Genomic DNA, 26509 nt, shown 5'->3' on the forward strand with positions numbered 1-26509 from the left:
GTGTTTCCACCTCTCTTCCTTACTGCCAGAAGAACGTATACACCGGTGCGTCCTGCAGGAACAACAAGACTAACAGCGTCACCGCCGCGTAATAGACGAGCAATCGTTCGCGCCGCTCGAACGTCTTGAGGATCTCCGGGATCATCAAAATCAAGAACAGCGTGAAGTATTGGACGAGTCGCATCATCGACGGGTTGATGAACGTGAGCGGCAAGAAGCATGCCGCGAGGAACAACGCGTTAAAGTAATGCGTCGCCGACGGGTTGTTCGCCAAAATCTCATCGCGCCGCCATAAAGCGACGAACAGGACGAACAGGAGCATGACGCTGAAGTTGATCGCACCCGCACCATTCATGTAGTCATACGTGTCGTAGCCAGATAACGTCACCAACATCTCAAAGAACGGGCCCCGAAACACGAACAAGGCGGCGATGAAGCCGAGCATGCCGAGAATGTACGCTTTCGTCAGTTGGCGGTTCGCCAAGAAATAAAACGGCAAGAACACGAGCGCCGACTTATGGATCGTCATGGCGACGAACACGAGGACGAGAAACAGTAGGAGCTTGCGGGCCCTGACGAAGTGATAACCGATGAGGACGACGAGCGCCGTCGCCACCGTCTGGCGTAACCCCGTCACGGCGAAAAATTCATAAAACAGGACCGAGAAGAGTAAAAAGCTGATGAGCGGCTCGCTCGAATATTTATAGATGAAGTAACCGAGCGGCACCATGAAGATGACGGCGATCAAGACGAGATACAGTTGATAGTCCGAGATGACGAACTGGGTGATCCGTTGGAACAAATAATAGCCCGGGTCCTCGCTCTCGGTGAAGACGAGGGTAAAGAAGTCCTGTGTCAGCGCGTCGAGCGGCAACGGCTTCGTCGCAAGGAACAGCGCTCCGTATTGCGCCGTGTCGTCCCCGACCGAAATGTGACGAAATCCCGACAAGACGATCCACTGGACGGTCGCGAACGTCACGAACCAACCGCGCCTGTAAGTCGTGTCAGAACGCATGAGCAGCATCGCCCAGAGGACGAGCAGTGCGATGTTGACGAGATAGATGGTCATGAGGTCGCCTCTTTTCTAACGATAGATGAGGTTCGTGACGCCGCGATAGAGCGACAGCAAGTTCGAGATCAACAGTCCGTTGAACCGCAGACGCCCATGTTCGAACGGACTGAAATAGTCACGCACGTCCCGGGTCGCGAGATACGCTTCACGCACCGCCGCCGCGTCTTCTTTGAACGTATGGCGCAAGATGATCGGGATGAGCGTACCCGCGTCCGGACGGCGCTCAACATCGATCAGTAACTGGCTGAGATAGCGGTCCGATTCGATTTCGGCACGGTGGGCAATCTTTTTCGTCTGTTGGGCCCCATGAATCCGGGACAGAACGAGCGGCTCATCCGTCAAATAGTAGTCAAACCCTTCAAGCGCGAACCCGATCCAACATATCCAATCTTGGATGAACCGGTCCTCCTCCGAGAAGCGCCGCGCTGCGAACGCCGCGCGTGGGATGAGGAGCGCACAACCGTTCAGGCTCGACGTCAGCATCAAGTGACGGAACATATCACCCGCTTCATACAACCCGGTGAACTTGCGCTGGTAACGTCGGATCGGGGCCCCGTGTTCGTCGATGAAGCGGGTGCCGGTGACGAGGATCGTCCGCGACGGGTCGAGTCTTTCCCGCTCGAGCGTCTCGAGCTGCGCCTCGATCTTCCGCGGGGCGTACAAGTCGTCGTGGCTGAGCCAAGAGAAGAAGTCACCGCGCATCTCGTCGATCCCACGGTTGAGCGCGCTCGAGACGCCGCCGTTCACTTGCTCGATGTAACGGATCCGGTCGCCGTAGGTCTTGGCGACGGCGGCCGTCTTCCCTCCGTCGGTCGAGCCGTCGTTGACGACGATGATTTCGATGTGCGTATACGTCTGGGCCAGGGCGCTGTCGATACATTCGGCCAAATAGTTGCTCCCGTTGTACACCGGGATGATGATCGAGACGAGTGGTTTCATAGAATATTCCTCACTTTCTCGTGTCGGAGCGCCGCATAGACGTCCAAGTAGTCGATGGCGCGGTCACGGAGCGCAAAATTCGTCCGGGCATGGGTGACGCACGCGTCTTTGTACGACCGTTTGCCACGGGCAAAGATGCGCTCGATCCCGTAATTCAAATCAGCGAGTCCCCGTGTCGCGACGACGACACCCGTATCGTCGGTGACGAGTTCCGGGCTCGCGGTTGCGTCCAAGACGAGCACCGGCGTCCCGCACGCCATCGCCTCGACCGTGACGTTGCCGAACGACTCCTGTTCCGATAAGTTGAGGAACACGTCGGCGAGCGCGTAGTAGCGGGCGAGCTCACGGGCGTCGTTCGTCTCGTTGACGTGGATGACGTTGTCCGGGAGCTCTGTGTCGTCAAGCCGGCCGATCAAGAGAAAGGCGTCGTTCGGACGTGCCGCCGCGAGGTCGAGGAAGGCACCGAGCCCTTTCGCCTCACTCCACGTGCTCGCGACACCGAGTAGCACCATCTTGTCGGCCAACTGAAGCCGTGCCCGGAGCTCGGTCGCGTCGACCGGACGAAACACGTCGAGGTCGACCCAGTTATGAATCCGGCGCAATACGGCAGCGTGTCGGAGGAACGAAAAGCGCGCCTCGGTCGTGATCCAGTCGGAGACCCCGACGACGGCGAGACGCGGAATCGCCGTCAACCAGCGACGCTTGTCGTCGAGCATCTCGCTCGTCCGGTCGAACAGCCAGCTCGGGATATCGTCCCGAAGTTGCGGGCAGTCGCCGCAACCTTGTTGCCACTTGTTGCACCCGACCGTCGTGTAATGCGTACATTTGCCGGTGAAGAACCAGCAGTCATGGAGCGTCAACACGGTCGGGATGTCGCGTGCGGCCAAGTATTCGAACAACGTCCTGAGATGAACGTAGTTGGCATGCAAGTTATGGAGATGGACGACGTCCGGGGTGTAGCGCTCGATGTCACGGACCAAATTCTCCGTCGCAAATCGTGAGGCGTAGCCTTGCCGTCCGGTGAGCCGGGCGTGCAGCGCGTGCAGCTTCACGTCTACGGGATCGCCGATGACGTAACTCGCCTCGGTGACCGGTCCCGTCGAGTGGGCGACACGCGTCTCGTGTCCGCAGTCGTGATGGACAGATGCGAGTTCTTTACAGATTCGTCCAGTGCTCTTCACGTCGTTGATCGCGTTAATATGGAGAATCTTCATCGTCGCCACCTCACTCGTACGCGTAATACTTATGCCGTCTGCTCTTCCGCTTGTTCAAGACGAGGCCGAGCATATGCGTCCCGGTCCGCTCGAGCTGTTCTTTCGCTTTCACGACGAGTTGGCGCTCCGAATTTTCACAGCTGATGACAAGGATCGTGCCGTCGGCGATTTTTGCGAGCAGACGGGCGTCCGCCACTTGCATCATCGGCGGCGCGTCGAGGATGACGATATCGTATTGCCGGCGCACCTCGTCGAGCAGTTCGACCATCTGGTCAGAAGCGATGAGCTCGGTCGGATTCGGCGGAATCGGTCCGGCGGTGAGGAGCGACAACCGCTCGACGCCCGTCTTTTGAATGGCCCGCTCGAGCAAGATCCGTCCGACGAGAATCGTCGATAGCCCGGCTTGGGACGAGAGGTTGAACGTGAACTGCGCCGTCGGTTTACGAAGGTCACAGTCGATGAGGAGGACGCGCTTTCCGAGCTGCGCATAGACGACGGCAAGGTTCGCCGCGGTCGTAGACTTCCCTTCCCCGGTCGAGGCCGATGTGACGTTGATCATCTGTAGCTTCTGACCGATCGACGTGAACTCGAGGTTCGTCCGGATCGTCCGATACTGCTCCGAGATCGGCGACTTCGGATTGGCGAGCGTGATCAAATCACGCTGCCCGTAATCAGGAAGATTGTCGTTCTTTTTTCTCAGGAACATGAGGGACCTCTCCTTTCCCTTTAGGGGTGCTCGTTTTTATTTTTTTCGGTTTCATGTCACGCCGTTCTATGACCGGCACCGACCCGATGACGGGAAGGTCTAACAGCCGTTCCGCCTCTTGTTCGTTTTGGATCCGTTTGTCGAACACGTAGCGTAAGAGACCGATCAGCCCGCCGAAGAACAAGCCGACGAACATACCGATTATTGTATTGACGAGGATGTTTGGTGAAATCGGGGTGAGCGGCACTTCAGCCGGCGACAAGATGCGGACGTTGTCGATGTTCATCAAGTCCGGGATCTCGTCCGCGAACACTTCGCTGATGACGTTCGCCGTCTCGGCCGCCACCGCCGCGTCCGTATGGGTGATGACGACGCTGATGACTTGTGACTCTTCCTCACTCTCGACCGTGAGCACGTCACTGATCGGGTCTGGCGCGTTCGGGACGCGCTCTGTCACTTCGTTCAAGATGGCCGGGCTCTTCATGATGACCCGGTACGTATTGACGAGCGAGAGCGACGAGAGCACTTCCGAGCTGTCGACGCGGTCGCCTTCTTGTTCGGTCACTAAGAGCACTTGCGTCGAGGCCTCGTACGTCGGTTGGATGAACGCCGTGCTCACATAATAAGCAGCGAGCCCGCCGAGCAGGATGAACGGTACGAGTAACCACTTGCTTTTCTTAAGTACCTCGACGAGATCACCGACGATCGTCGTTTGCTGATTCATACATGTTTCCCTCCCTACAGACAGAATGGACGACAGAAATAAGGCATGAGCCTACCGTAATACGTTCTTTCCCTGTTCATCTTGACAATCGGAGGGAATCATTTATCATTTTTTCGCAACATCATGTCATGTTGCCGTTCCGTTTCGTTCTTTGTCTTTTTAGGAACTTGGACCTAAAAAAGACCGCCTCGCGAGGAGACGGTCGGTCAGTTCAGTTCGCGATGCAGTTCGCGGTCGGTGATATAGTCGGGTTCGAGTTTTAAGATGACGCGGTCGAAGGCGCGTTGAAGGCCGAACATGCCAAGCAACAGGACACCGAGCGCTAGAAAGAACGACGTCCCCGGCGAGCCGGTTTCAAACCACCCAAGCAACGCGTACAAGACAAGGAGGCCAAACAGCGTCAGCCAAAACGGGAAGCGGATGAGCCGTTGATACGTCGCGTCATCGTTGAACGTACTCCGGATTGTCCCGAGTTTCCATTCACGCACGAGCAGCGGGACGACGCCGAGGAAACCGAGTCCGATGAGGAGCGGTTGCGAGAGGTCGTCCGTTCGCAGGAACGTGCTCGTCAGGAAGATGGAACCGGCTCCGATCATAATCGCTTTTGCTTTGCCTTGCCGTGCGTAGTCGACGAGGCGGCGGATATGTTGTTCGCGTTTCATGGGAGTCCCTCCTTTGGATTACATATCCATGTACGTAAAAAGCTCGGCACAAGTTTCGAAATAAGAAACTCGCCCGATCTTTTCTTAAAATTCTTCCAGTTCAAACAAGTAAGGTTTTTGAACCGAGAATTGATGGGAAGATTTTAAAATCAATGCGTCTTGATTTACATTGAGTTTAATTTGTTTGCCATCCTCCGTTTCGATGACTAATACTCCATCCGCGTAAGACGCATTCTTCACTTCAGAGTTAAGCTGAAACTTAACTACTGACGTCTGTTCCGCATTCACTGAAAAAGAAAGCATGAGCTCATTCACCTCTTTTCTAAGCTTAAAATTGTGTTGTATATCGCAAACTTTAGGTGAGTTCGCATTACACATTTTTAGTCTGTCATAGGGAAAAACCGCTTCGATTCGGCTCCTTTGACGGAGTGTAAATTAGGCTATGTCGATAATGCGTTTTTACTTTAGGAGAAGAGTATACTAAATCACCACATGTTGAAATTAAATAGTGGAGTGGAATTGAGGTGACAAATAAGTTACTATTTCCGTCGATTTTAAGTCTCAAATCTTACTTCATTCAAGTGTAATTCTTCTAATGACCCCATTCTTATGTGCTGACTACTTGATGATGACGGTCTGCGTCTGTTTCACATACCCTGTTTTTTGTTGTGTCACGAGAAGTGATTTCCCTTTCGCTTGTGCTGGGATGGCGACGCGATACGCTCCTTTGGCGTCCACTTTGACGGTCTTCCCAATCATCTTCGTCCCGATGAACACGCGGACGAACGCACCTGGCTCACCTTTACCGCTGACGACACGCGGTGTGGCCGTCGCCGTGAGCTTCGCTTGGACACCGAGCACGGTCCGTTTGATCGAACTTGACGTGTTTCCGGCCGCGTCCATTGCTTGGACTGACACGGTATCACCACGTGTCAGCTGCGACAAGTTAAGTGAGTAGACACCTGCTGACGAAGCGGTCGTAGTCAATTGTTTCTTATTGTGATGAACGACGATTGTCGAGCCGGCTTCCGCACGTCCGAACACACGGGACGAGCGGTTCGTCAACGTCGAGACGGTAGCGAGCGGTGGAGCCATCACGCGTCCACAACAGATCACGGCGCGGTTTAAAGAAGCGATGTCTTCTTCATTGCATACAAAATAAAAAAAGCGTCTCTTGTTTTGAGTTAAAACGAGAGACACCTTTTTTTATTACTACAAATGAATAATAGGTTAGTTTCGTAAGAAGTTTCTTACATCATCCGCGTTGCGCATGACATTATCCGTCGGCACGTCGAGTAAGTCTGCCAACTCGACACTCGCATCGAGACGCACGCTCACTCGCTCGTTTTCATCAAAGGCGATTGCCGAAAGCTGTCGATACTCCTCATATTGTCTGAAGATGGTTTGAAGCACCGCCTGATACTCCACATTCATCATCGCGATGGCAGCCTCGTATGTGGCTTTCACCTGCTCCGTATTCGTATATAAGCTCTCTTTGAACGTATCCATCAATTCGTTCAATTTATAGAGCGAAGCGACCAATTCATCAATCGCATACATCAACGTGGCCACGACGATCCCAGTCAGGATTCCGCCAATCAATCCACCAATCAAGTGAGCAAACATTGCGAACGGCGTCGTTTGTAGATACGTCACGAATGATTCCGTCAATAATACGCCGGCAGTCGTAGCCAAAGCCGCCACTACAAGCTTTGTAGCTTCTTTCATCGCCGTTTTCGAATCCATCCCTTGAGGCGGATTCGTCAACAATTTGAACGCACTCCACAGTCCCGTTACGCCATCATTAATCAAACGAGCCAATTTTTTCGAAGTCGTCATAAATGTATTAATGAAGACGGTCAACAGATTCCCCATAAATCCACCGATGAAGCCATCTTTGAACGTTGTGGCAAACCGTTTCACATTTTGAGTCATATGGACAAACACTCGCTCGAGCATTTGTTTAAATGCCACGGTCCGTGATTCCCAATCTGTATATTGTTTAAAATTTTTATAGAATACTTTTATTTCTTTGAATAGACTATGTTGCAACTCATAAAAAAATAATCCTACCGCCTGTTTAAATCCAACACGTACCCCTTGATCAAGCCCAGTTTTAGCCATTTTTTTCACGTAATATGTGTTTTTTGCTTTAGTAACAGAAGAGTTGACATGCTTTTTCGCTTCAACATATTTTTTCGTCGCGGCTGCTTCGTCTATTTCATAGCGGTCTAGATTTGTCTGGCTCGAATCTTTCGGGTTAGGGGAATCCATCCATACTTTTAAATCCTTATCGCCTTTTGATTTATTGAGACGATCATTCGCCCAAGCCAAATTTTGTTCATCGACCGCCATTTTACCTCGTTCATCATCTGACATATATAGACGGGCTTCATTGTTTTTATGAATCTCTGAGGCCGACACAATATGGTCGCGATGACTGGACCCATCTTTTTGCAATTCTTTTCCCGTGTAGTCATCTACCAGTGTCTGGTTTTGCTTAAATTCATGCTTTCTCATTTTTTTAAAATCTTTTTCGTATATGTCCTGTCGCGTTTTTTTTGAATAGTCTCGAGAATATTGCTCTTTTAAGTCATCATCTAAAAACACACCCGCGTTGGCATTATGCAAGGTGGTCACATTGCCACCTCGTTTGTAGTCGTCTATAAATGGGCTTAACCCAAATTCTTGAATCACTTTTGTAATGGCAATCTCTTTATATTGTTCTAATAAGATTTTGATATGGGATTCTTTTAAGCCGGACGTTTCGTTCAAATCAATTTCAAAGTTGGAGTGTAGGGATTCAGAGAACAATTGGCTCATTTAGATTTACCTACTTTCTTATTCAACAACTCGGTTGCACTTTCTAACGAATTCATCCACACTCCCAGTCGTTTTAACAAATCTTGATCTTGTTGAATCTTTTCCATGTCCCAGCTGTATGTATTTAATTTGGGTTTCACTTCATTCAATAAGCGTTGCAAACCATCATAATAATGATTCGTGAGATCGATTAATTCTTTAATCTCTGCTTCGTTCTGTTTTAGGGCCACACGTTCCTTTTTCAATGCAGTGGCCTTCTCTCGTGCTTCTCGCCCCATCTTTTTATTTTTCCCATTTTGAAGTAAACCAGTTGCGAAAACAATCCCCCATCCAATGGGACCAGTTAAGCCGATAAGGCCACTCCCTATGGCTAAACTTCCACTGCTGAACACACTTCCCCCCAACCAAGCTATAGAGGCACCGGCAGCCACACTCCCACTCATCGTTCCACGAGAGGCAATCCCGAAAGTCGTAGCAATGGCAGCCGCAGTAGTCCTAATGTTTGCATTGTTTAAACCGTTCACCGCGGATTTTAAAGCATCTTGCAATTCTTGATTGGCTGCAATCGCAGTCTCTACTTCCATCAAAAACGTATCGTATGTTTTAAATCCTTGCTCAATTTTTTGTACTTCGAGTTGCATGACCCTCGGTTGATTTTTTAATCTGTGGATTACATTCCAATTTCCTTCAATGATGAGTTTTAAATACTTTCGTTTTCCAAATAATTTTTCTGACTCGTCCATTACACTAATTTTCGCTGTTTCATATTCAATTTCAGATTTTTTATATTCTGCGATTGAATCATCTCGGAACTGTCGATTTAACATTTTTCTACCACCCCATGTTTTAATTAGGAACATAATTACAAAAATTCTAGCCTTATCCTATTATAAGGATTTAACATGCTATAGGTTGGTATTTTTATGTTTAAGGTAGATGATTTTAAGAAGTAATGCACCACACGAGTAAAGGGATTACACATTAAGGTTGATTTATCTCACATCATGTCTATTTGAACGGGCACATCAATTCGGATATCCATGGAATCGGCGCGGTTTGAAGAGACGATGTCTTCTTCTGTCACACCTAAATAAGGAAAACGTGCTTCGCTCCGATTAAATGGAGTGAAGCACGTTTTTTATTGGAAGTCGACCCGCCCTGTCGCCGGATAATCCCCCACTTCCCACTTATGGTCTTTCTGAAGCGTCGCATCAGACACTAAGAAGTAATCATACCCGACCTCCCCCGGCCGGTTCGGCACGGGATCATTCCAGGTTGTATCCAAGTGATACCAAGCACCGTCCAACTTCACGAGATTCCAGGCATGCAACTCGGTCCCGGCTTCCCCGGAAATATACTTCGCCTCTACCCCGGCGGCTTCCAATAACAGTAACGTCGTCAAAGCATACCCTTCACACACACCCTCGCCGTTGAACAAAATTGAGTACGGCGTATAAGGACTGGCCGCACTTTTTAAATTGTAGGCTGTATTCAAGACGACAAAGTCATTCACATATTTCACTTTCTCATAATCGTTCAAGCCGCTAGGCATCTCCTCGACGACTTGATCGACTTTTGCTTCGATTTGCTTAGCTTCCTCGATGTTCATATCGTAGGCCAATCGCATATCCAAATCGACATACCCGCCGTGATCCCGATACTCTGTCTCGCCTCCGCGTGACAAGCGGAAGACATAAATATGGTTCGCTTCGAGCCAATCCCACGCTTCATCCATCGTCTGCTCGAAGTCACGACTTTTACCGATATAACGGATGCTGAATGAATCATCGAATTGGCTCATATGGTAGGCGATTGCCCTGCCGAGCTCTTCGGGAGAAGCAATCTGATTCGGTAACTCGAACGTGTCCCCTAAAATCGTAGCGGATTGACTCTCGACCTGTTTCGGGCCGAAAATTTCCGTCATGTTACCTTCCATATACACCATGTATCCGCTCACGAAGCTGACCCCGAGCATTGTCATCGTCAAAACGCCGCGTCCAGTCACGACGATGGACGACCAAAGTGCCGACCGCTTGCTTTTAATCAATCTGTTCAGTTCATTGCTGACCATCTGTTCTAGCTGCGTCCGTTTCATCTTCAATTTAGGATGAACTTGAAACACGACTTTCCGGTACACCGGATCGAGCAGTTCAAACTGTTTAGCGGGGTTATGCTCATACGTTTTCAACTCGATTCGGATGGGACGAAGTTCACGCTTTAATGCTCGATGGACAATCCTCATTTCACGCCCTTGACGAAATAAGAGAATCGTAATACCCCCACTTAATAACACGATCAACGTATATATGATGACATTCACGACGTTCGTTTCTCCTCTCGTTCATGTATGCTACCGAATAGAATATTTTCCCTACTCTTAAACCTCTATAAGTATATAATAACTCTATAAACAATATATGGAAGGTGTTGCCACATGAATATTAATACATATTTGAAAGAGTACGCTCAAACTGTGCTCGGTGACGGAACACATATCGCCCCGAACGTACCCGACAAAAAATTGAACGGTGCCATTAAAACTTATGCGCAAGATGCACTTCCAGAACACGTCGTCGTCTTGTACGATTCGACTCTCTTTAAGAGCGGCAAAGAAGGCATGCTGTTTTTAGGGGACCGCTTCTACTTCAAACCGCTTCTTGAAAAGCCAATCTGTGTGCTCTACAAAGATTTGCAACGTGTCGACTTGGACCGAGAAGTAACATATAAAAACGACAAGCGGAAAGAGAAGCTTCATGTCGTCATGCACACCGAGCAATACGACTATAGTATGACCGACAAGCTCGCGACGTATAACGTCGAAGGCGTCGTCGAGTTATTAAACGGCATCGCAGCGCTCAAAGACAAAGAAGACGAACTCGTCAACGTCTCGCAAGTGACCCCCCTCGCCGACTTGCCGGAAACGTATAAGCTTACATATTTAAAAATTTTGGCGAACTTCACATTTGTCGACGACCAGCAAATCGATGCGAAAGAGTACAGTGAACTCATGTCACTCGTCACTCGGATTCACCTCAGTTCCGAGTATCGATTGCAGCTTCGAAGCTACTTGAGCAACCCGTCGCTTCACACTTCGACGACCGACTTGATTGAAGAATTACGTGCCCTGTCGACGACGATCGATTTCTCCATCGTCGAGAAATCATTGTTCAAAGACTTACTTTATCTGTTCAAATTAAAACGCCCACTCTCAGCATGGTTTGAGAATGCGTTTCTCCAACAACTAAAAGAGGATCTGTCGATTTCAAGAGACGAAATCGAACTTATCTCAAGTGCTATCCAAAGCGATGAGGATATTTTGACGTTCCGGAAAAATGACTCTGAGATTGCCAAGTCGATGAAAGACTTGGCGGCGAAAGCGGCCGCGGTCGGAGTCCCATTGACGGCCATCTATTTATCAGGATCTGTCGTCGGCTTGAGCGCCGCCGGATTGACGTCTGGTTTGGCTTCTCTCGGCATGGGCGGATTGCTTGGATTCTCGAGCATGTTCACCGGAATCGGGGTGTTGGTCGTCATCGGAGTCGGGACATACCAGGGATTGAAGAAAATCACAGGAATTAAAGATATCGAGAATAATAAGCAACGGGAATATATGCTTCAAGCCATCATCCGGAACACTCAGCAGACGCTCAACTATTTGCTCGAAGACATCAATGAGATTTCAAGTCGTCTCGTTGTCGCCATCCAACAGGGGAATGAAAATTCGGAGAAAATCAATCAGTTATCCAATATGCTACAGATGCTCAGCCAAAGTGCTCAATTCAGCGCCGGTAAGCAAACCCATTCGCAGAAAGAACAAATCATGACGCAACTACCGTCAAAACTGAGTACGGTTCGCTTAGATGAGTTGACGTCGAAAGCGACATATCAAAAGATTCGCGATTACATCTATACGTGTTATACGCCTGAACCAATCCAATTGGATGACATGACGTTCAGTAACGAAGAGGAGCTCGTCTTGAAAGAGACGCTCACGCTCGAAGAACTAGAACAATTGCATGAGTCATTCCAAGCGATCGGTTACTTCGAGATGACAGGCGGCGGTCTCGCTGAAGTGACGGGTGGAGCGAAGCGTCTCGTCAAGAACGTCTTCGGTGACAGATGAACCGGTCCGAACAAGACATGGTAGACAAGGCGAAAGCGCTACTCGTCCAACAGCATCAAGCCGCCCAGGCCGAGCAACGCTTAGGTGAAGTAAACAAGCATCTATCACAACTTGAAAATACACAGGATGCGCAGGCTGCTGTCCTCGATGATTTGTTTGAAGATATGATGCGGCTCATGAACGGGCAGTCTCTTTCAGCGGAGGCAACAACGCTTGCACCGCTAGCCGTCCCGATGTTTGACGAACTCGAGCCGATTCAAGTCTCGGGCGTCTCCTGGGACATTTATTTGAACGAGCTCGATTCGTACGCCGCAAGGCATGACGTAACGGGACTTGATGACCCATTCGTCCATTTACTCACAACGCGACAGCGGCACGACTTGGCGATGTCATTTAAAGAAGAGTTCATGCTGAAGGAAGCGGAATGTGACCGCTACGATTATATGATTGCCTCCTTCAGTGGCCTTATCGCCGGTTTGATTGACAGCTTCTTTGTCGGTTCCCCATCCGACAGTAAATTGCGCGCATGGTCGGACGAAAAAGTCGACAACGTCGTCATCAAGTTCGCAAACCTCGTCTGGAAACAAGACAAAAAGAATGGGGCTCGACTCCGGAAACAACCGGACTCGATTGCGAGCGCCATCGGTTTTTTAGAGCGTCGGTTTAAAGTAAACTACGACGCACGCTATGCGAGTGATTTAAAGATGGGCGCAACAACGCTCAACATGCGGCCGTCGGACCACCACTTGAAATCGCTCGCCCACGCGCCGGATATCATCGGTTTGTTCTTCTCGATTTTAGATCAATTTACGGGTAAGGCCAGTTTCATCTCGGACGGCCGACTGCTTCGGCTCGAGCCAAAAGAAGACGGGACCCAAGTGCTTCAAGGTGGGAACGTGTTGGCTAAACTGTTCGCCGGGTTCGCTAACTGGATCGGCCACCTTTTATCAGACGTGTCAGGATCGAGTGGTGTCCGGGGACATGACGATGGTCGTCGTGGCGCCGGTATCCCGCTCCCGTTTTTCGAACTGTTCCAATTCGCCGACTTCGGACAGGTTTCCCATAAAGGCAAGACACTCTCATTTGCCGACTTCTCGACAAAAGTGTTCGAGAGCGGATATGATGCGCGTCATGGTGTCGCGATGGCGGTTCCGGTCGTCTTCAACGAACTCGTCATCCGCCTGCTTTGGGGATTGAAGAGTCTGTTTTATCACAAAAATGGATGGATGGAGTCAATTCCTGTCGGCAACAAACCGACACTTCGAAAAATGCTACTCGTTGGTCACGGGGCCTTGTGCCTGACCGACGGAATGGATGCATATATACGGAGTGGAAATGTCCCAATTCTGTTTGCGACACGGCTAAATTACGTCGCTTGGAGCCGTTTTGCCTTCGCCTCGATGCAAGAGCTCAAGCATGTGCTCGGGAAAGACGTGTACGACTGGAAAGCCGTTGACGCCCATTTGGAGCAGGAATGGAAGAAACTCAGCGGCGAATACTGATCATAAAAGAGCTCTTATTCCCTACTTACTCGTACCACCTTACAACTAGAAAATTCGACCGATGTCTCCGACTGGACGAACGTAATCATTGTGAAAGAAGCCATGACGTCGCTCCTCGATGCTCCTGCGTTTCGTTCATTTAGTGCGACAGTGACCGAAGTGTTGAATGAGCTATATACTGTAAAAGCGCAACGCAAAAGACCATCGAACTTGTCATACACAAGTTTGATGGTCTTTTTTCACTCCACCCCAAACCGATAAACCGTCCGCGAATGATACAATTCACCCGGTTTCAGTTCGATCGATGTGGCGATGTCTGGATAGTGCGGCGCGTCTGGAAGCGCCTGGGCTTCTAAACAGATGGCGCTATGCTTCTGCCGTCCCTCGAGCGTGACCGGTGTTTCTTCACTGAGGAAGTTCGCCGTATAGACGACCATGACCGGTTGGTTCGTCTCGACGTCGAGCACGCGTCCGCTCACCGGGTCGTGCAACCGCGCCATCCCATTCTTCAAGATGAACGGATGATCGAGCCCGCCGGCTTTCGCGATGGCTTCATCGTCTGACGTGATCGCCTCGCCGACTCGTTTCCCGTCGCGGAAGTCGAACGGTGTCGCATCGACAGGCTGCAGTTCCCCGGTCGGGAGCGACTCGTCATCGAGCCGCGCGACGTGGTCGGCCGGTAGCGTCAGCACGTGATCGTGGATCGTCGGCCGGCCACCGAGATTGAAATAGTTGTGATGGTTCAAGTTGACCCACGTCAGTTTATCCGTATCAGCCGTCATCGTGACAACGAGTTCGTTGTCGTCCGTCAGTTCATAGATGACTTTGAAGCGGACGTTCCCCGGGTAGCCTTCTTCCCCGTCCGGACTTAAGTATATGAATTGAATCGCCTGTCCGTCGACGTCCATGTCCCAATACCGCGACGTGATACCGTCCGTCCCGCCGTGAATATGATGCGGGGCCTCGCTTGGGGTCAAGGCCACGCCATCGATCTCGGCGTTACGGATTCTTCCGGCGATACGGCCGACGACCGAGCCCAAATAGACCGGATTCTCGAGATATTGATCCAAGTCGCCATATTTCAAAATGACAGAGTCCATGTTGCCGTCACGGTCCGGTGCCGTCAGCTCGGTCATGGCACAGCCATACTCGATCGCCGACAGCCGCATCCCGTTCTTGTTTTCAATCGTTGCTTCTCTCATTGGCTCACCTACTTCGACTAGTTTACCTGTTACTTCCCGTAGTCGACGCGCCGTACTCCACTTTATCGACGTGACTCAAAAATGAGCTCATGAACGCCGTGAAGCGCTCCTGCCCCTCGACCGTCTGTTTGAACACACCCGCGTCCTCTAACCCTTTGACGAACTTGTCGACGACGGCCTGGTCGACGATCATCCGAGCGTCACCTGACTTCGTCTTCAACTCCTCGGCCCACGCCTTGTGCATGTCCGCGACCTCGACGTCCTCGCCTTCGATGAAACGGACGACTTGTTCGAGCTCGGTCTTGAGTCGGGCCGGTAACACGGCGAGCCCCATCACTTCGATCAAGCCGATGTTCTCGCGCTTGATATGATGGACGTCGGCGTGCGGATGGAAGATGCCGTCCGGATGCGCCTCGCTCGTCCGGTTGTTGCGGAGGACGAGGTCAAGCTCGTAGCGGCCATCGCGGCGCCGGGCGATCGGCGTCACCGTATTGTGGCGGACGTCGCCCGTATACGGCACGATGTCACCGTCCTCGTAGTTTTGCCAGTGGCCGAGCAGTTGGTTCGCCAACATAGCGAGCTGCTCACGCTGCGTCGAACGGAGCCGGACGACCGAGAGTGGCCATTCGAGCGTCTCGATGTCGACTTGGTCGTAACGGTCCGAGCGATACGTCGCGACGACGTCGGCATCGTCCATCGCAAACCGGTAGCGGCCGGCTTGGTAATGGTCGTGCGTCAAGATCGAGCCGCCGACGATCGGCAGGTCCGCGTTCGACCCGGCGAAGTAATGCGGGAACTGACCGACGAAGTCGAGCAGACGCTCGAACGCCGACCGGTCGATGACCATGTCGCGCACTTCGTTCGACAGTAAAATCGAGTGTTCGTTGTAATACAAGTACGGCGAGTATTGGAACGACCACTCTTCCCCGCCGAGCGTGAGCGGGATGATGCGGTGGTTGGCCCGGGCCGGATGTTTCAAGTGTCCGCCGTAGCCTTCGTTCTCGATCGCGAGCAACCCCGTCGGATAGTTCGTCTCTGGCGCCGGTTGCAGTCGGGCCCGCGCAATCTCGCGCGGGTCTTTCTCCGGCTTCGACAAGTTGATCGTGATGTCGAGCGTGCCGTAGCGGGTCGGTGCCTTGTATGTGATATTGTTTGCGATCCGCTGCGTCTGGATATAGTTCGACGCCTGGCTCATCTTATAGAAGAAACTCGTCGCGGCCTCGACGTCAACTGCCCGAAGCGCGTTGAACGTGCGCGTCACCTCGGAAGGTTTCGAGACGAACACGTCCATGACCTCGGCCATGAACCGGTCCTTCTCCTCTAATAAATTCTCGACGAGCCCGGCCTCGACCGCATATTCGGTCAACGTCTCGAGCAAGTTCGGGATCGAGTCGCGCGGCACGAACGTCGGCTTGTCAAAGTCGAGCTTGTTCAATCGCGCGAGCACACGGTTCCGCGAGTAGATGCGGTCTTGCTCCGTGATCAGTTCCTCGCGGATCGTCGCCTCGACGAGCGCTTCAATCGTTGCATCGATCATCGTCTCGCCCCCTCTACGTGTTTGTAGCCTTCCGGATGTGACTCGTGCCAGTTCCAGGCGTCTGTGAGAATCATATCGACCGTCGAGCGCTCTGGTGTCCAGCCGAGCACGCGTTTCGCCTTGTCCGGTGACGCGATCAGCATCGCCGGGTCGCCGGCACGGCGTGTCCCCGTCTTGACCGGAATCAGGTGTCCCGTCACGCGGCGGGCCGCCTCGATGATTTCGAGCACCGACAGTCCCGTCTCCGTGCCGAGATTGAACACGTCGCTGTCTCCACCTCGTTTCAAGTAGTCGAGCGCGCGCACGTGGGCGTCGACGAGGTCTTGGACGTGGATGTAGTCGCGGATGCACGTCCCGTCCGGCGTGTTGTAATCGTCGCCGAACACGGTGATCGCCTCACGCTGCCCGTTCGCCACTTCGAGGACGAGTGGGATAAGGTGTGTCTCCGGTGTATGGTCTTCACCGATCACACCTGACGGATCAGCCCCGGCGACGTTGAAGTAGCGGAGTGCGACGAAACGGATGCCGAAGGCGCGGTCACACCACTTCATCATCGTCTCCATGGCGAGCTTCGTCGCCCCGTACGTGTTCGTCGGGTTCGTTTCAGCCGTCTCCCGGATCGGCATCTCGTCCTGATCGCCGTATGTCGCGGCCGTTGAGGAGAAGACGATCCGTGCGACGCCGTGTTTGCGCATCGTCTCGAGCAACACTTGTGTCCCGAAGACGTTGTTGTCGTAATACGCGAGCGGTTCCTCCATCGATTCGCCGACGAGCGAGTTGGCGGCGAAATGAAGCACTTCCGTGACGTCTTCGTTCGCGAACGTCTCGTCCATGAACGCACGGTCACGGATGTCGCCTTCATAGAAGCGGACTTGTTTCGGGACCGACTCGATATGTCCGGTCTGAAGGTTGTCGATCACGATCACGTCTTCCCCGCGCGCGAGCAAGGCGCGGACTGCATGGGAGCCGATATAACCGGCCCCGCCGACGACGAGTACACTCATTTGACTTCCTCCTCTACGAGTTCACGCGCGCCGTCCCCGACGGACGCGATATAAAATGTCGGCGCGTAGCCGATCGTTGTTTCGTATACGGTCGACACGGTCTGGATGACGGCTTCTGTCGACGTCTTGTCGACGATGGCGATGGCGCAGCCACCGAAACCGGCACCGGTCATGCGGGCGCCGATGACGCCATCGCAATCTTGTGCTGCCTGGACGAGCGTGTCGAGCTCGATACCGGTCACTTCGTAATCGTCACGAAGCGACGCGTGCGAGTCGTTCAGAAGTTGCCCGAACACGTCGAGCTTTTCGTCTTGAAGGGCGGTGAAGGCGAGCTTCGTCCGCTCGTTCTCCGAGATGGCGTGGCGGGCCCGTTTCCGGAGCGTCTCCGGGAGTTCCGATGCGACCGTCTCGAACGTCTCGACCGATAGTTGGCCGAGCGAGGCGACATCGAACCGCTCTTTTAGCAGGCCGAGTGCCGTGTCGCACTCGGTCCGGCGCTCGTTGTATTTCGAGTCGGCCAGTTCACGGCGCTTGTTCGTGTTCATGATCAAAATGTCGTAACCGTCGAGCTTGATCGGCGCGTAGTCGTGATGGAGCGTATCGCAATCGAGCAGGATGGCGTGGTCGGCCTTGCCCATCCCGATCGCGAACTGGTCCATGATGCCTGAGTTGACGCCGATGAAGTCGTTCTCGACACGTTGACCGAGATGGACGAGGTCGATTCGCTCGAGCCCGAGGCCGTACACGTCATTGATCATGAGCGCCGTCACGAGTTCGAGCGAGGCCGACGACGACAGTCCGGCGCCGTTCGGGATGTTGCCGGCGAGGAAGAAGTCGAATCCTCCGACGTCGTGTCCGTCTTGTCGCAGGAGCGCGACGACCCCTTTGACGTAGTTGGCCCAGTCGTGACCGGCGTCATACGTCCCGTCCGTCACCGGGAACGTGACGACGCCGACGTCCTCGAAGTTGAGCGAGTAGACGCGAATGATGCCGTCCTCGCGCTTCCGGACGAGCCCGTACGTGCCGAACGTGATGGCACAGGGGAAGACGTGACCTCCGTTGTAATCCGTGTGTTCGCCGATCAAGTTGATGCGGCCCGGCGCGAAGAAGATCCGCTCAGGCCCCGCCAAAAACACGGTCTCGAACTGTTCGTTCAGGTGTGCTAAATCAAATGCAAGCATACGACTCCATCCCTTCCATCGCTCACGCCGGGTGGATGACCAGGCAGTAAGCGTCATAATCGATTTGTTGTGTCAGTGTGATCCCTTGTTGCATCAAGTAGCGGCCGCTCAAACGTCTTCCTTCATATAAGTAGACGCGGTCCGGGTCGAGCCCGGCGAGTTTGAGGCGCAACTTGTTGTTGCCGTAATGACGGCGGTCTGCGTTGACGAGGGCGACATAGTCCTCCCCGTCCGTATAGCCCATCGCGTGGAATCCTTCTTTCTTGAGTGAGGCGAGACGATAGCTCGTCCCGTGCTGCACGAGCGGGCGGATCGACTTGTACGTCTCGATCCAACGCTTCGACGCGGCTAGGTCTTCCGTGCTCCATTCGAGCAAGTTGCCGCCGATGCCGAGCGTGCCCTGCATCGCGCTGACGAAGCGGTAGTTGAGCGGGAGTGCGCGGGCGTTCAGCCAGTTCGGCGCGTCCGTCACCCAGCAGCTCATCATCTTGGCGTTATAGGCGTAGGAGAACCCTTCCTGGATCTCGAGCCGGTCGAGCGCGTCGGTGTTGTCGCTTGTCCAAACCTGTTCGACGCGCGAGAGCACGCCGAGGTCGATCCGGCCGCCGCCGCCGGCACAAGATTCGAAGGCGACGTCCGGGTGTCTGTCCCGGAGCGTGTCAAGAATGCGGTAGACCGCTTCCGTATGACGGAGCCACAGTTCTTTCGCATCACCTAAATGCGGGCTGTCCGGTTCGGAGAAGGCGCGGTTCATGTCCCACTTGATGTAGCGGATCGCATGGTTCTCGAGCAGATCGTCCAACAGATGCGTCACGTGCGCCTCGACTTCCGGCAGCGCCAAGTTCAACACGAACTGGTTGCGTGACGTCGTCGACGGGCGTCCATTCGTGTGGTAGATCCAGTCGGGATGCGACCGGTAGAGATTCGAATCCGGGTTGACCATCTCCGGCTCGACCCAGAGGCCGAACTGGAGGCCTTTGTCCTCGACGTAGCGGATGAGCGGCTCTAGCCCGTTCGGGAACTTCGTATTGTTGACGTGCCAGTCGCCGAGACCGGCCGCGTCCGAGTTCCGTTCGCCGAACCAGCCGTCGTCGACGACGAACAGCTCGCAACCGATCGCAGCGGCCTCATCGACGAGCCGTTTCTGTCCGTCCTCGCTGACGTCGAAATACGTAGCCTCCCATGAGTTGTAGAGCACGGGACGCAGCGTCTCGCGCGTCCGTTCCGGCATGATGACGTCGCGCTCGAAGTCGTGCGCGTTCCGGCTCATCGCCCCGAAACCAAGTTGTGTGTAGCCGATATAGGCCGCTGGCGTCGTGAACACGTCACCTGAAGCCAGCCGTTTCGCGAAGTCGAACGTGTTGAGCCCGCCCGTCACTTGCGTGAAGCCGAACTGGTCGCGCTCGAAATGGATGGCCCAGTTGCCGGAATGGCCGAGGAAGCCGTAGATGACCTCACCGTGCTGTTCCGTCGCCGCGTCGTCGAGCGCGAACCACGGATTGCTTTGATGGCTCGTCAAGCCGCGCCGGCTCTCGATCGTCTTCTTACCTGGGAGTAACTCACCTTGTTGTAATTGGAACTCACCGGTCCACGCCCCTGAAAAATGACTGAGACGCAGATTGCGCTCGGTCAACCCGAGGCTGAACGACTGCGCACTCTCGAGCGTGACGTCCGTCCCGGCTTGAACCGTCATCTTCCGTTCAATGATGTCGTACGCCGGATACACGGTGAAGTGGAGCGTGACCGTCAGCTGTTGGATCGAGTCGACCAAGTCGAGCTCGAGCGTGTCGTGACCGATCCGTGCGTCTTGGAACGTGAAGGCGTGCAACCGTTCAGTCGCCGTATGGCTTTTGAGCGTCGGCTCGGTGTAGACGAGGTCGCCGAACGAGACGAACTCGTACGCGGCGACGCCTTCTGGTGTCTCGAACGACGAGTGCAACACCCGACGATCTGGTAGTTCAATGTAATCCGTTTCATGGAGCCGATCGCCGAGGTATTGATGGACGAGCCGGCCCCGGTCGTCGACGTCGAACACGTAGGCAATCTGCTTCCCTTCGATGACAAACCGGTTGTCGAAGCGATAAATCATGCCCCCACCTCCCGTTTCAACATAATGACGTCGAGCGGTTTGAGCTCGAGTGTCCCCGAGACCGCGTCCCCGTCGAGCGTCTGCCACTCGTCACCGATCTCGACCGTCGACGTGACGTCCGTCGAATGGTTCATATAGAAGCGGATGACGTGACCGTCGCCGTGACGATCGACTTTCTCGACGTCGTCCGGAAGACGCGTTGCGTCGATGCCGGCGCGCGTGAGCGCCTCATTGTATATTGTGTCAAGCATCGTATCGTCGACCGATGAGCCGATGTACGTCACGTCGCCTTTATACGTGTGACGCGTGACGGCGGCCGTCCCTTTGTAGAACGCCTGCTCATACGTCGCGAGCACGTCGGCACCTTTTGGCGTGATCAAGTCGCACCAAATGTTCGCCTCAGACACGTAGTCGCCTAGGCGAACCTGGTTCGACTGGACGGCCTGCAGGCTCTCGTACTCGTCGATCTCGATACCGGCGTATGTCGCGAACTTGCCCGGGAGCGTGTCTGCGTGACAGCGGTTGATCGGGTCTTTGACGCCGGTCCGGTACGTGAAGATGACGTGGCCGCCGTTCTCGATGTAGTCGATGAGCGATTTGTCGAACGTGTCATTGCCGAGGAAATAAAGCGGCACGACGACGAGTTTATACTTGTCGAGCGCGTCACCCGGGAAGACGATGTCCGTGTTGACGCCTTGGCGCACGGCCGCGCCGTAGAAGCGAACGAACTCTTGCTTGAAGTTGAACGCGTCCGAATGGGGTTGGTGCGTCCAGGCCCATAAGTTCTCTTGGTCGTAATAGACGGCGACGTCGGCTCTATATTCGGCCGCGTTGATCATGTCGCCGTGCGTCGTCAACTCTTTCATGACGCCCTGTACTTCATCGAACTTGCGTTTCGGCTTGCCGTCGTGGTCGATGATGCCGTGGCAGAACTCCTCGGTACCGAAGTGCGCGGCCCGGAAACGGAAGTAGACGATCGCCTCGGCGCCGCGGGCGACGGCTTGATGCGTCCAAAGACGGATGTGGCCCGGACGAGGCAAGTAGCCGATCCGGCTCCAGCCTTGGGCGCCACTCAACTGCTCCATCACCCAGAAGCCTTTACCTTGTTTCGACGAGCGGCACAGGTCGTGGTCGTGCGCCGTCTTCTCGAACCGGTTCGGCTCCGGTAGCCCGCCCCAGACCGGATAGTTGTCGAACGAGACGTAGTCGAGGTCTTGGGCCATCTGTTGCTGGTTGATCGCCATGTCGCTATAGACAAGGTTGTGCGTGATGAACGCATCGTCATGGATGAGCGGACGGAGCGTGTCGACTTGGAGCTTGTTGAACGAGCGGTACGCGTCCGAGCAGAAGCGATCGAAGTCGACGAGGAGCGACGGATTGTGCTCTTGGAACACGGTGCGAGGGACCGGAATCTGGCTCCATGCCGAGTATGTATGGCTCCAGAAGACGGTCCCCCAGGCCGCGTTCAACGCGTCGAGCGTCTCGTAGCGGTCTTGTAGCCATGCTTGGAACGCGATTTGGTCGACGTCGCCGTACGAGCGGTCCGATTTCTCGTGGCCGTACTCGTTGTCGGTCTGCCAGCCGATGACGCGCGGATGCTTGCCGTAGCGCTCGGCCATCTTGCGGGTGATGCGCTCGCAGTACTCGCGGTACACCGGGCTGTTGACCGTGTAGTGACGCCGGGCCCCGAAACTGATGCGGACCCCGTCGGCCGTCACCGGCAAGATGTCCGGATATTTCTCGATCAGCCAGGCGGGTGGCGTCGCCGTCGGCGTGCCGAGGATGATGTCGAAGTCTTGGCCGAACTTGGCGACGACCTCGTCCCAAAACGCGAAGTCGAACTCGCCGTCGGCCGGCTCCATCATCGTCCACGCGAACTCGGCCATCCGGATCACGTTGACACCTAACTCTTTCATCAAGCGGACGTCCGTGTCCCACAGGGCACGGTCCGTCTGTTCTGGGTAATAGTCTACTCCTACATACATGTTAGTCACCTCAATCGATTATTTGACCGCTCCCGAAGTCATCCCTTTTTGTAAGAAGCGTTGGAAGAAGATATAGAACACCATCGTCGGCAAGCTGATCAAGACGAGCGAGGCGTATAGTTTACCCGGGTCCCCGCCGAGCGCTTCCGTGAAGAACGTCGGCGCGAGCGTCACCGTCTGCTTGGCCGGGTCCGTCATGAACGTGAGCACCATCAAGTACTCGTTCCACGAATTGAGGAACGCATAGATCGTCGCTGTCGCGAGCGCCGGTTTGGCGAGCGGCATCATGATCTTATAGAAGATTTGGAACGTCGACGCCCCGTCGATATGGGCCGCTTCCATCAATTCGTTCGGCAGCTCGTCGAAGTAGCTCTTGATGAGCATGAGTCCGAACGGGAGGAAGAACGCCACCTCAGCGCCGATCAAGCCCCAATAGCTGTTCAGCCCGTCGAGCGTCCGCAGCGTGAAGAAGAGCGGGACGATGAGCGAGGCGACCGGCAGCATGAGCCCGGCTAAGACGAGGTTGAACAACAACCGTTTCCCGGCGAACTCGAGCTTCGAGAAGCCGAACGCCGCGAAGGCGAGAAACGAGATCGAGATGATGATCATGAAGAAGGCGACGATGAAGCTGTTGAAGACGAACTGGGGAAAGTTCGGGTTCTGTAACGTCGCGATATAGTTACTGAAGCCGTTGACCCGCAAACTCTCTTTGAACATGACGAAGATCGGGAACAACCATATGATCGCCATGAGTGACAGGCCGACATTGGTGAGCCATCTTCCTTTTTTCGTTTGAATTTCCATGGGTACCCCTCCTCAGTCCATTTTCTTCTGCACACGCGTCTGGAAGTACGTGATGCCGAGCGCGATGATCAACAAGATGATGGCGACGGCACTGGCGTAGCCGACCTCTTGGTGCAGCATCGACTTGCGGAACAAGTACGTCGAGATGACCTCGGTCGAGTTACCCGGTCCGCCTTGCGTCGAGATCCAGACGATGTCGAACGTCTTCAGTCCACCGATGACCCCGAGGATCGTCAGCGTGAACGTCGTCCCTTTAAGATTCGGGAACACGACGCTCCACAGCGTGCGCCAGAAGCCGGCGCCGTCGATGTTGGCCGCCTCGAACACTTCTCGTTCGATCGCGAGCATCGCCATGTAGTACATGATCATCGACGAGCCCGTCCATTGGAAAATGTTGATCAAGATGATCGAGTAGAGCGCGACGTCTTGGTCACCGAGCCAGTTCTGCTCGAACGCGCCTAAGCCGACCATGCGTAAGAATTCGTTGATGTAACCGAACTGGAAGTCGAAGATCTGTGAGAACGCGGCGCCGAGGACGACCGGGCTCAAGACGACCGGGAAGAAGAACACCGATTTGAAGAACGTCCGGCCGACTCCTTTCGTGTGGAGCAAGTACGCTAAGACGAGCCCGAGCCCGGCTTGGATCGTTACAGTCAGGACGGTGAAGATGCCCGTGTTCTTGAGCGCGTTATAAAATTCAGGGTCGCTGAACATGCGGCCGAAGTTCTCGAGCCCGATGTACGTCTTCTCGAACGAGATGCCGTCCCAAGAGAACACCGAGTGATACGCGTTATAGAAGATGCCGTAATAGATGAAGGCGATGACGAACAGGACGGTCGGGGCGACGAACGCCCAGCCGATCAAGTTCTTTTTCAACTGTGCTTTCTTCTTCACCGGGTCCGGTCGTTTCGGCGGCACCGCGGACAGCTTTGGTTCCTGTTCCGTTAAGTCGGTTGCGTGTTGCATAGTGTTCCCTCACTTTCCGCTAAAAAAATCGAGCACCAGTCAGGCTGGCCACTGGCGCTCGTGTCGATTATTTACCTTGGTCGGCGATGGCTTGGATGCGTGCGAGTGCTTCTTTCGCATCTTGTCCGCCCGCGATGTTCTGGAGTTCTTTGCCGAGCGTGTCGTACACTTTCGGGTCACGGATGCCGCGGCCCGCGACGGCATTTTTCACCGTCTCGTTCAAGATCTCGTACGATTCGCGCTCGACGTCAGACGTGAACTTGTCTTCGTACGCGACTTCGATGTCCTTGACGGCTGGCGCCATCTCGAACTTCTCCATGTAGAGCGCTTGGCCCTCGCCTTGCGTCATGTAGGCGATGAAAGCGGCCGCGCCGTCTTGTTGCTCTGACTCTTTGTTGACGCCGAGCGCCATGTCGATCGAGGCGATGACCGGTTGCTCAGTGCCACCTGCGAGGTTCGGGAGCGGGACGAATCCGATCTCGTCTTCGAAGTTGTTCCACTTGTCACGCTTCTCGACCGTCGTCATCGAGTGGGCTTCCCATGAGCCGATGACCCACATCGCTGCTTTCTTGTCGAAGAAGTTGTTCATACCGTCCATGTATGTCGCGAGGCCGAGCGCTCCTTCTTGGAAGACTTTGTCTTCGAACAGTTGTTGCCAAAGTTCGGCCGTCTCGACCATCTCTTTGTCCGTCCATTTCGCTTCGCCTTCGAGTACTTTTTGGATGTAGCCTGGTGCGACCTGGTGGCTCAAGACGTTGAACACGTCCGTGCCGACCCAGGCGTCTTTCGCGCCGAGTTGCATCGGGATGACCGCGTCGCCCGAGGCGTTGATCGTCTCGATCGCTTTGACCGTCTCGTCATACGTCTTCGGTGGCGTCACGCCGTATTTGTCGAGCATCGTCTTGTTGTACATGAGGTAGGCCTGGCCCGTGAAGCCGACCGGCACCGCCATCTGTTCGCCGTCGACCGTCGTCTGTTCGACGCCGAGCTCGATCAACTTGTCTTGCCAGCCCGCGCCGGCCGCTTTGTCCATGTAGTCTTTCGCCGGGACGAGGCGGTCCTTGTATTGCGGGATCATCGGTTCCTTGAGGCCGATGACGTCCGGGCCATCGCCGCCGAGCATGGCGACTTGGAGTTGCTGCTCATAGTCCTCGAGGCGCTTGAACTTGACGATGTAGTCGTCTTGCGACTCGTTGAACGATTTGGCGAGTGCCTCGCCGACTTCCGGTTGCGGCGCCCAGCCCCACCAGTTGATGACCGGCTTGCCGTCTTCCGTCGTCGCGGCCGCCTCTTCTTTCCCGCCGCAAGCTGCGAGCAATGATGACAAGACGAGTACCGATGATGCGAGTGCGATTGTCGATTTTTTCATGTCCAATTCTCCTTTGAATGTTATGCGACCAACTTGAGGCAAAGCTCCCGAATCAAGTGGTCTGGCATCGGTTGATCCCCGAGCCGGGTGAGCGTGTACGCGATCAGTTCCAAATCAAACTGCCAATGGTCGTCTATGTACGAGCCGACGACATACAGGTCCGCCCCGAACGGCAGCGCGTCCTGTTGCTTCAAGCGCCAGAGCAGCATCTCGAACAGTTCGTCGAAGCTGTTCGCCCGCTCGGCCTGGTTCAAGTCCGAGACGCGGAACAGGCGGATGTCGCGTGCCTCCTCGTCATATAGCCGGAAGATGCCGTCCCGCCGTGAGCGGGTGACGACGACGCCGTCCGCTTTTGTGAACGCTTCCAATTCATCAAACGTCGAACCGTCCCTTGTGAATAGCCGCGTCGCTCCGTAGCGACCGAATATATCGTGAAACTTGTCTTTCAGCAATGGTGTCTCTATGTCCATGTCTACCCCTCCACTTTCCCGTTTGAGAGTGTCACCCCTTACTTAGTAAATTAAATTTATTATCTAACTACAAACAGACTATACCATATGGTTTTTATATTTGTAAACGGTTTCATTTAAATTATTTTTCGACACAA

General features: G+C 54.1%; 23 protein-coding genes. 2 read left to right on the top strand and 21 right to left on the bottom strand.

What is annotated here, in order from left to right:
• Positions 1-19 precede the first annotated feature (19 nt).
• The 11 genes from EVJ23_RS04165 to EVJ23_RS04215 all read right to left on the bottom strand — a co-directional run bounded on the left by EVJ23_RS04165 (position 20) and on the right by EVJ23_RS04215 (position 10460).
• Positions 20-1069, bottom strand: coding sequence for an EpsG family protein (locus EVJ23_RS04165; RefSeq protein ID WP_131464318.1), 1050 nt, complete (start codon positions 1067-1069; stop codon positions 20-22).
• A 15-nt stretch (positions 1070-1084) separates the two neighbouring features.
• Positions 1085-2011 (bottom strand): glycosyltransferase family 2 protein, encoded by a 927-nt coding sequence (locus EVJ23_RS04170; RefSeq protein WP_131464320.1) that lies wholly within the window; start codon positions 2009-2011, stop codon positions 1085-1087.
• Positions 2008-3225, bottom strand: a complete 1218-nt coding sequence (locus EVJ23_RS04175; protein WP_201739216.1) for a glycosyltransferase — start codon at positions 3223-3225, stop codon at positions 2008-2010. Before EVJ23_RS04175 ends, EVJ23_RS04170 begins: the two co-directional genes overlap by 4 nt.
• Positions 3226-3235: 10 nt before the next feature.
• Positions 3236-3931, bottom strand: coding sequence for a CpsD/CapB family tyrosine-protein kinase (locus EVJ23_RS04180; protein WP_131464324.1), 696 nt, complete (start codon positions 3929-3931; stop codon positions 3236-3238).
• Positions 3897-4655: a YveK family protein gene (locus EVJ23_RS04185; RefSeq protein ID WP_131464326.1), complete on the bottom strand. Its 759-nt coding sequence runs from the start codon at positions 4653-4655 to the stop codon at positions 3897-3899. The genes EVJ23_RS04180 and EVJ23_RS04185 overlap by 35 nt, the downstream gene beginning before the upstream one ends.
• Before the next feature lie 206 nt (positions 4656-4861).
• Entirely contained in the window at positions 4862-5317 is a 456-nt protein-coding gene (locus EVJ23_RS04190; RefSeq protein WP_131464328.1) for a hypothetical protein, read from the bottom strand.
• 84 nt (positions 5318-5401) lie between these two features.
• Complete coding sequence (locus EVJ23_RS15200) at positions 5402-5605, bottom strand: hypothetical protein (protein WP_131504539.1); 204 nt, start codon at positions 5603-5605, stop codon at positions 5402-5404.
• A 330-nt stretch (positions 5606-5935) separates the two neighbouring features.
• Positions 5936-6412 (bottom strand): Ig-like domain-containing protein, encoded by a 477-nt coding sequence (locus tag EVJ23_RS04200; protein WP_131464334.1) that lies wholly within the window; start codon positions 6410-6412, stop codon positions 5936-5938.
• Positions 6413-6547: 135 nt separating this feature from the next.
• A complete protein-coding gene (locus EVJ23_RS04205) occupies positions 6548-8140 on the bottom strand; it encodes a hypothetical protein (RefSeq protein ID WP_131464337.1) in 1593 nt (530 codons plus the stop codon).
• Positions 8137-8967 carry a hypothetical protein gene (locus EVJ23_RS04210; RefSeq protein ID WP_131464340.1) on the bottom strand — a complete coding sequence of 277 codons (831 nt, stop codon included), beginning with the start codon at positions 8965-8967 and terminating at the stop codon, positions 8137-8139. The genes EVJ23_RS04205 and EVJ23_RS04210 overlap by 4 nt, the downstream gene beginning before the upstream one ends.
• A 311-nt stretch (positions 8968-9278) precedes the next feature.
• Positions 9279-10460 carry a transglutaminase domain-containing protein gene (locus EVJ23_RS04215; RefSeq protein WP_131464344.1) on the bottom strand — a complete coding sequence of 394 codons (1182 nt, stop codon included), beginning with the start codon at positions 10458-10460 and terminating at the stop codon, positions 9279-9281.
• 114 nt (positions 10461-10574) lie between these two features.
• On the opposite strand from EVJ23_RS04215, the gene EVJ23_RS04220 reads away from it, so the two are divergent.
• Both EVJ23_RS04220 and EVJ23_RS04225 read left to right on the top strand, forming a co-directional pair.
• On the top strand, positions 10575-12263 hold the full coding sequence (locus EVJ23_RS04220) for a hypothetical protein (RefSeq protein WP_131464347.1): 1689 nt from the start codon (positions 10575-10577) through the stop codon (positions 12261-12263).
• Positions 12260-13765, top strand: a complete 1506-nt coding sequence (locus EVJ23_RS04225; RefSeq protein WP_131464350.1) for a hypothetical protein — start codon at positions 12260-12262, stop codon at positions 13763-13765. The genes EVJ23_RS04220 and EVJ23_RS04225 overlap by 4 nt, the downstream gene beginning before the upstream one ends.
• A 239-nt stretch (positions 13766-14004) precedes the next feature.
• Here EVJ23_RS04225 and EVJ23_RS04230 read toward each other — a convergent pair whose 3' ends face one another.
• The 10 genes from EVJ23_RS04230 to EVJ23_RS04275 all read right to left on the bottom strand — a co-directional run bounded on the left by EVJ23_RS04230 (position 14005) and on the right by EVJ23_RS04275 (position 26372).
• Positions 14005-14967 carry an aldose epimerase family protein gene (locus tag EVJ23_RS04230; RefSeq protein WP_131464353.1) on the bottom strand — a complete coding sequence of 321 codons (963 nt, stop codon included), beginning with the start codon at positions 14965-14967 and terminating at the stop codon, positions 14005-14007.
• A gap of 22 nt (positions 14968-14989) precedes the next feature.
• Positions 14990-16504 carry a UDP-glucose--hexose-1-phosphate uridylyltransferase gene (locus EVJ23_RS04235; RefSeq protein ID WP_131464356.1) on the bottom strand — a complete coding sequence of 505 codons (1515 nt, stop codon included), beginning with the start codon at positions 16502-16504 and terminating at the stop codon, positions 14990-14992.
• Complete coding sequence (gene galE, locus EVJ23_RS04240; RefSeq protein ID WP_131464359.1) at positions 16501-17508, bottom strand: UDP-glucose 4-epimerase GalE; 1008 nt, start codon at positions 17506-17508, stop codon at positions 16501-16503. Before galE ends, EVJ23_RS04235 begins: the two co-directional genes overlap by 4 nt.
• On the bottom strand, positions 17505-18689 hold the full coding sequence (locus tag EVJ23_RS04245; RefSeq protein ID WP_131464361.1) for a galactokinase: 1185 nt from the start codon (positions 18687-18689) through the stop codon (positions 17505-17507). The genes galE and EVJ23_RS04245 overlap by 4 nt, the downstream gene beginning before the upstream one ends.
• A gap of 22 nt (positions 18690-18711) precedes the next feature.
• Positions 18712-20778, bottom strand: a complete 2067-nt coding sequence (locus EVJ23_RS04250) for an alpha-galactosidase (protein WP_131464364.1) — start codon at positions 20776-20778, stop codon at positions 18712-18714.
• Positions 20775-22763 carry a beta-galactosidase gene (locus tag EVJ23_RS04255; protein ID WP_131464367.1) on the bottom strand — a complete coding sequence of 663 codons (1989 nt, stop codon included), beginning with the start codon at positions 22761-22763 and terminating at the stop codon, positions 20775-20777. The genes EVJ23_RS04250 and EVJ23_RS04255 overlap by 4 nt, the downstream gene beginning before the upstream one ends.
• A gap of 18 nt (positions 22764-22781) precedes the next feature.
• Complete coding sequence (locus tag EVJ23_RS04260; RefSeq protein ID WP_131464370.1) at positions 22782-23567, bottom strand: carbohydrate ABC transporter permease; 786 nt, start codon at positions 23565-23567, stop codon at positions 22782-22784.
• Between the two features lie 12 nt (positions 23568-23579).
• Positions 23580-24533, bottom strand: a complete 954-nt coding sequence (locus EVJ23_RS04265; protein ID WP_131458927.1) for a carbohydrate ABC transporter permease — start codon at positions 24531-24533, stop codon at positions 23580-23582.
• Between the two features lie 67 nt (positions 24534-24600).
• Positions 24601-25902: an ABC transporter substrate-binding protein gene (locus EVJ23_RS04270; protein ID WP_201739217.1), complete on the bottom strand. Its 1302-nt coding sequence runs from the start codon at positions 25900-25902 to the stop codon at positions 24601-24603.
• A gap of 20 nt (positions 25903-25922) precedes the next feature.
• Positions 25923-26372, bottom strand: coding sequence for a hypothetical protein (locus tag EVJ23_RS04275; protein WP_070328426.1), 450 nt, complete (start codon positions 26370-26372; stop codon positions 25923-25925).
• Between the last annotated feature and the right edge of the window lie 137 nt (positions 26373-26509).

The organism is Exiguobacterium sp. SH1S1 (assembly GCF_004337245.1).
Taxonomy (GTDB): Bacteria; Bacillota; Bacilli; order Exiguobacteriales; family Exiguobacteriaceae; genus Exiguobacterium; species Exiguobacterium aurantiacum_A.

What these genes read in the sequence shown, in the direction of transcription:
- EVJ23_RS04165 (WP_131464318.1), bottom strand. Translation starts at nt 1,069, where the DNA reads ATGACCATCTATCTCGTCAACATCGCACTGCTCGTCCTCTGGGCGATG.
- EVJ23_RS04170 (WP_131464320.1), bottom strand. Translation starts at nt 2,011, where the DNA reads ATGAAACCACTCGTCTCGATCATCATCCCGGTGTACAACGGGAGCAAC.
- EVJ23_RS04175 (WP_201739216.1), bottom strand. Translation starts at nt 3,225, where the DNA reads ATGAAGATTCTCCATATTAACGCGATCAACGACGTGAAGAGCACTGGA.
- EVJ23_RS04180 (WP_131464324.1), bottom strand. Translation starts at nt 3,931, where the DNA reads ATGTTCCTGAGAAAAAAGAACGACAATCTTCCTGATTACGGGCAGCGT.
- EVJ23_RS04185 (WP_131464326.1), bottom strand. Translation starts at nt 4,655, where the DNA reads ATGAATCAGCAAACGACGATCGTCGGTGATCTCGTCGAGGTACTTAAG.
- EVJ23_RS04190 (WP_131464328.1), bottom strand. Translation starts at nt 5,317, where the DNA reads ATGAAACGCGAACAACATATCCGCCGCCTCGTCGACTACGCACGGCAA.
- EVJ23_RS04200 (WP_131464334.1), bottom strand. Translation starts at nt 6,412, where the DNA reads ATGGCTCCACCGCTCGCTACCGTCTCGACGTTGACGAACCGCTCGTCC.
- EVJ23_RS04205 (WP_131464337.1), bottom strand. Translation starts at nt 8,140, where the DNA reads ATGAGCCAATTGTTCTCTGAATCCCTACACTCCAACTTTGAAATTGAT.
- EVJ23_RS04210 (WP_131464340.1), bottom strand. Translation starts at nt 8,967, where the DNA reads ATGTTAAATCGACAGTTCCGAGATGATTCAATCGCAGAATATAAAAAA.
- EVJ23_RS04220 (WP_131464347.1), top strand. Translation starts at nt 10,575, where the DNA reads ATGAATATTAATACATATTTGAAAGAGTACGCTCAAACTGTGCTCGGT.
- EVJ23_RS04225 (WP_131464350.1), top strand. Translation starts at nt 12,260, where the DNA reads ATGAACCGGTCCGAACAAGACATGGTAGACAAGGCGAAAGCGCTACTC.
- EVJ23_RS04230 (WP_131464353.1), bottom strand. Translation starts at nt 14,967, where the DNA reads ATGAGAGAAGCAACGATTGAAAACAAGAACGGGATGCGGCTGTCGGCG.
- EVJ23_RS04235 (WP_131464356.1), bottom strand. Translation starts at nt 16,504, where the DNA reads ATGATCGATGCAACGATTGAAGCGCTCGTCGAGGCGACGATCCGCGAG.
- galE (WP_131464359.1), bottom strand. Translation starts at nt 17,508, where the DNA reads ATGAGTGTACTCGTCGTCGGCGGGGCCGGTTATATCGGCTCCCATGCA.
- EVJ23_RS04245 (WP_131464361.1), bottom strand. Translation starts at nt 18,689, where the DNA reads ATGCTTGCATTTGATTTAGCACACCTGAACGAACAGTTCGAGACCGTG.
- EVJ23_RS04250 (WP_131464364.1), bottom strand. Translation starts at nt 20,778, where the DNA reads ATGATTTATCGCTTCGACAACCGGTTTGTCATCGAAGGGAAGCAGATT.
- EVJ23_RS04255 (WP_131464367.1), bottom strand. Translation starts at nt 22,763, where the DNA reads ATGTATGTAGGAGTAGACTATTACCCAGAACAGACGGACCGTGCCCTG.
- EVJ23_RS04260 (WP_131464370.1), bottom strand. Translation starts at nt 23,567, where the DNA reads ATGGAAATTCAAACGAAAAAAGGAAGATGGCTCACCAATGTCGGCCTG.
- EVJ23_RS04265 (WP_131458927.1), bottom strand. Translation starts at nt 24,533, where the DNA reads ATGCAACACGCAACCGACTTAACGGAACAGGAACCAAAGCTGTCCGCG.
- EVJ23_RS04270 (WP_201739217.1), bottom strand. Translation starts at nt 25,902, where the DNA reads ATGAAAAAATCGACAATCGCACTCGCATCATCGGTACTCGTCTTGTCA.
- EVJ23_RS04275 (WP_070328426.1), bottom strand. Translation starts at nt 26,372, where the DNA reads ATGGACATAGAGACACCATTGCTGAAAGACAAGTTTCACGATATATTC.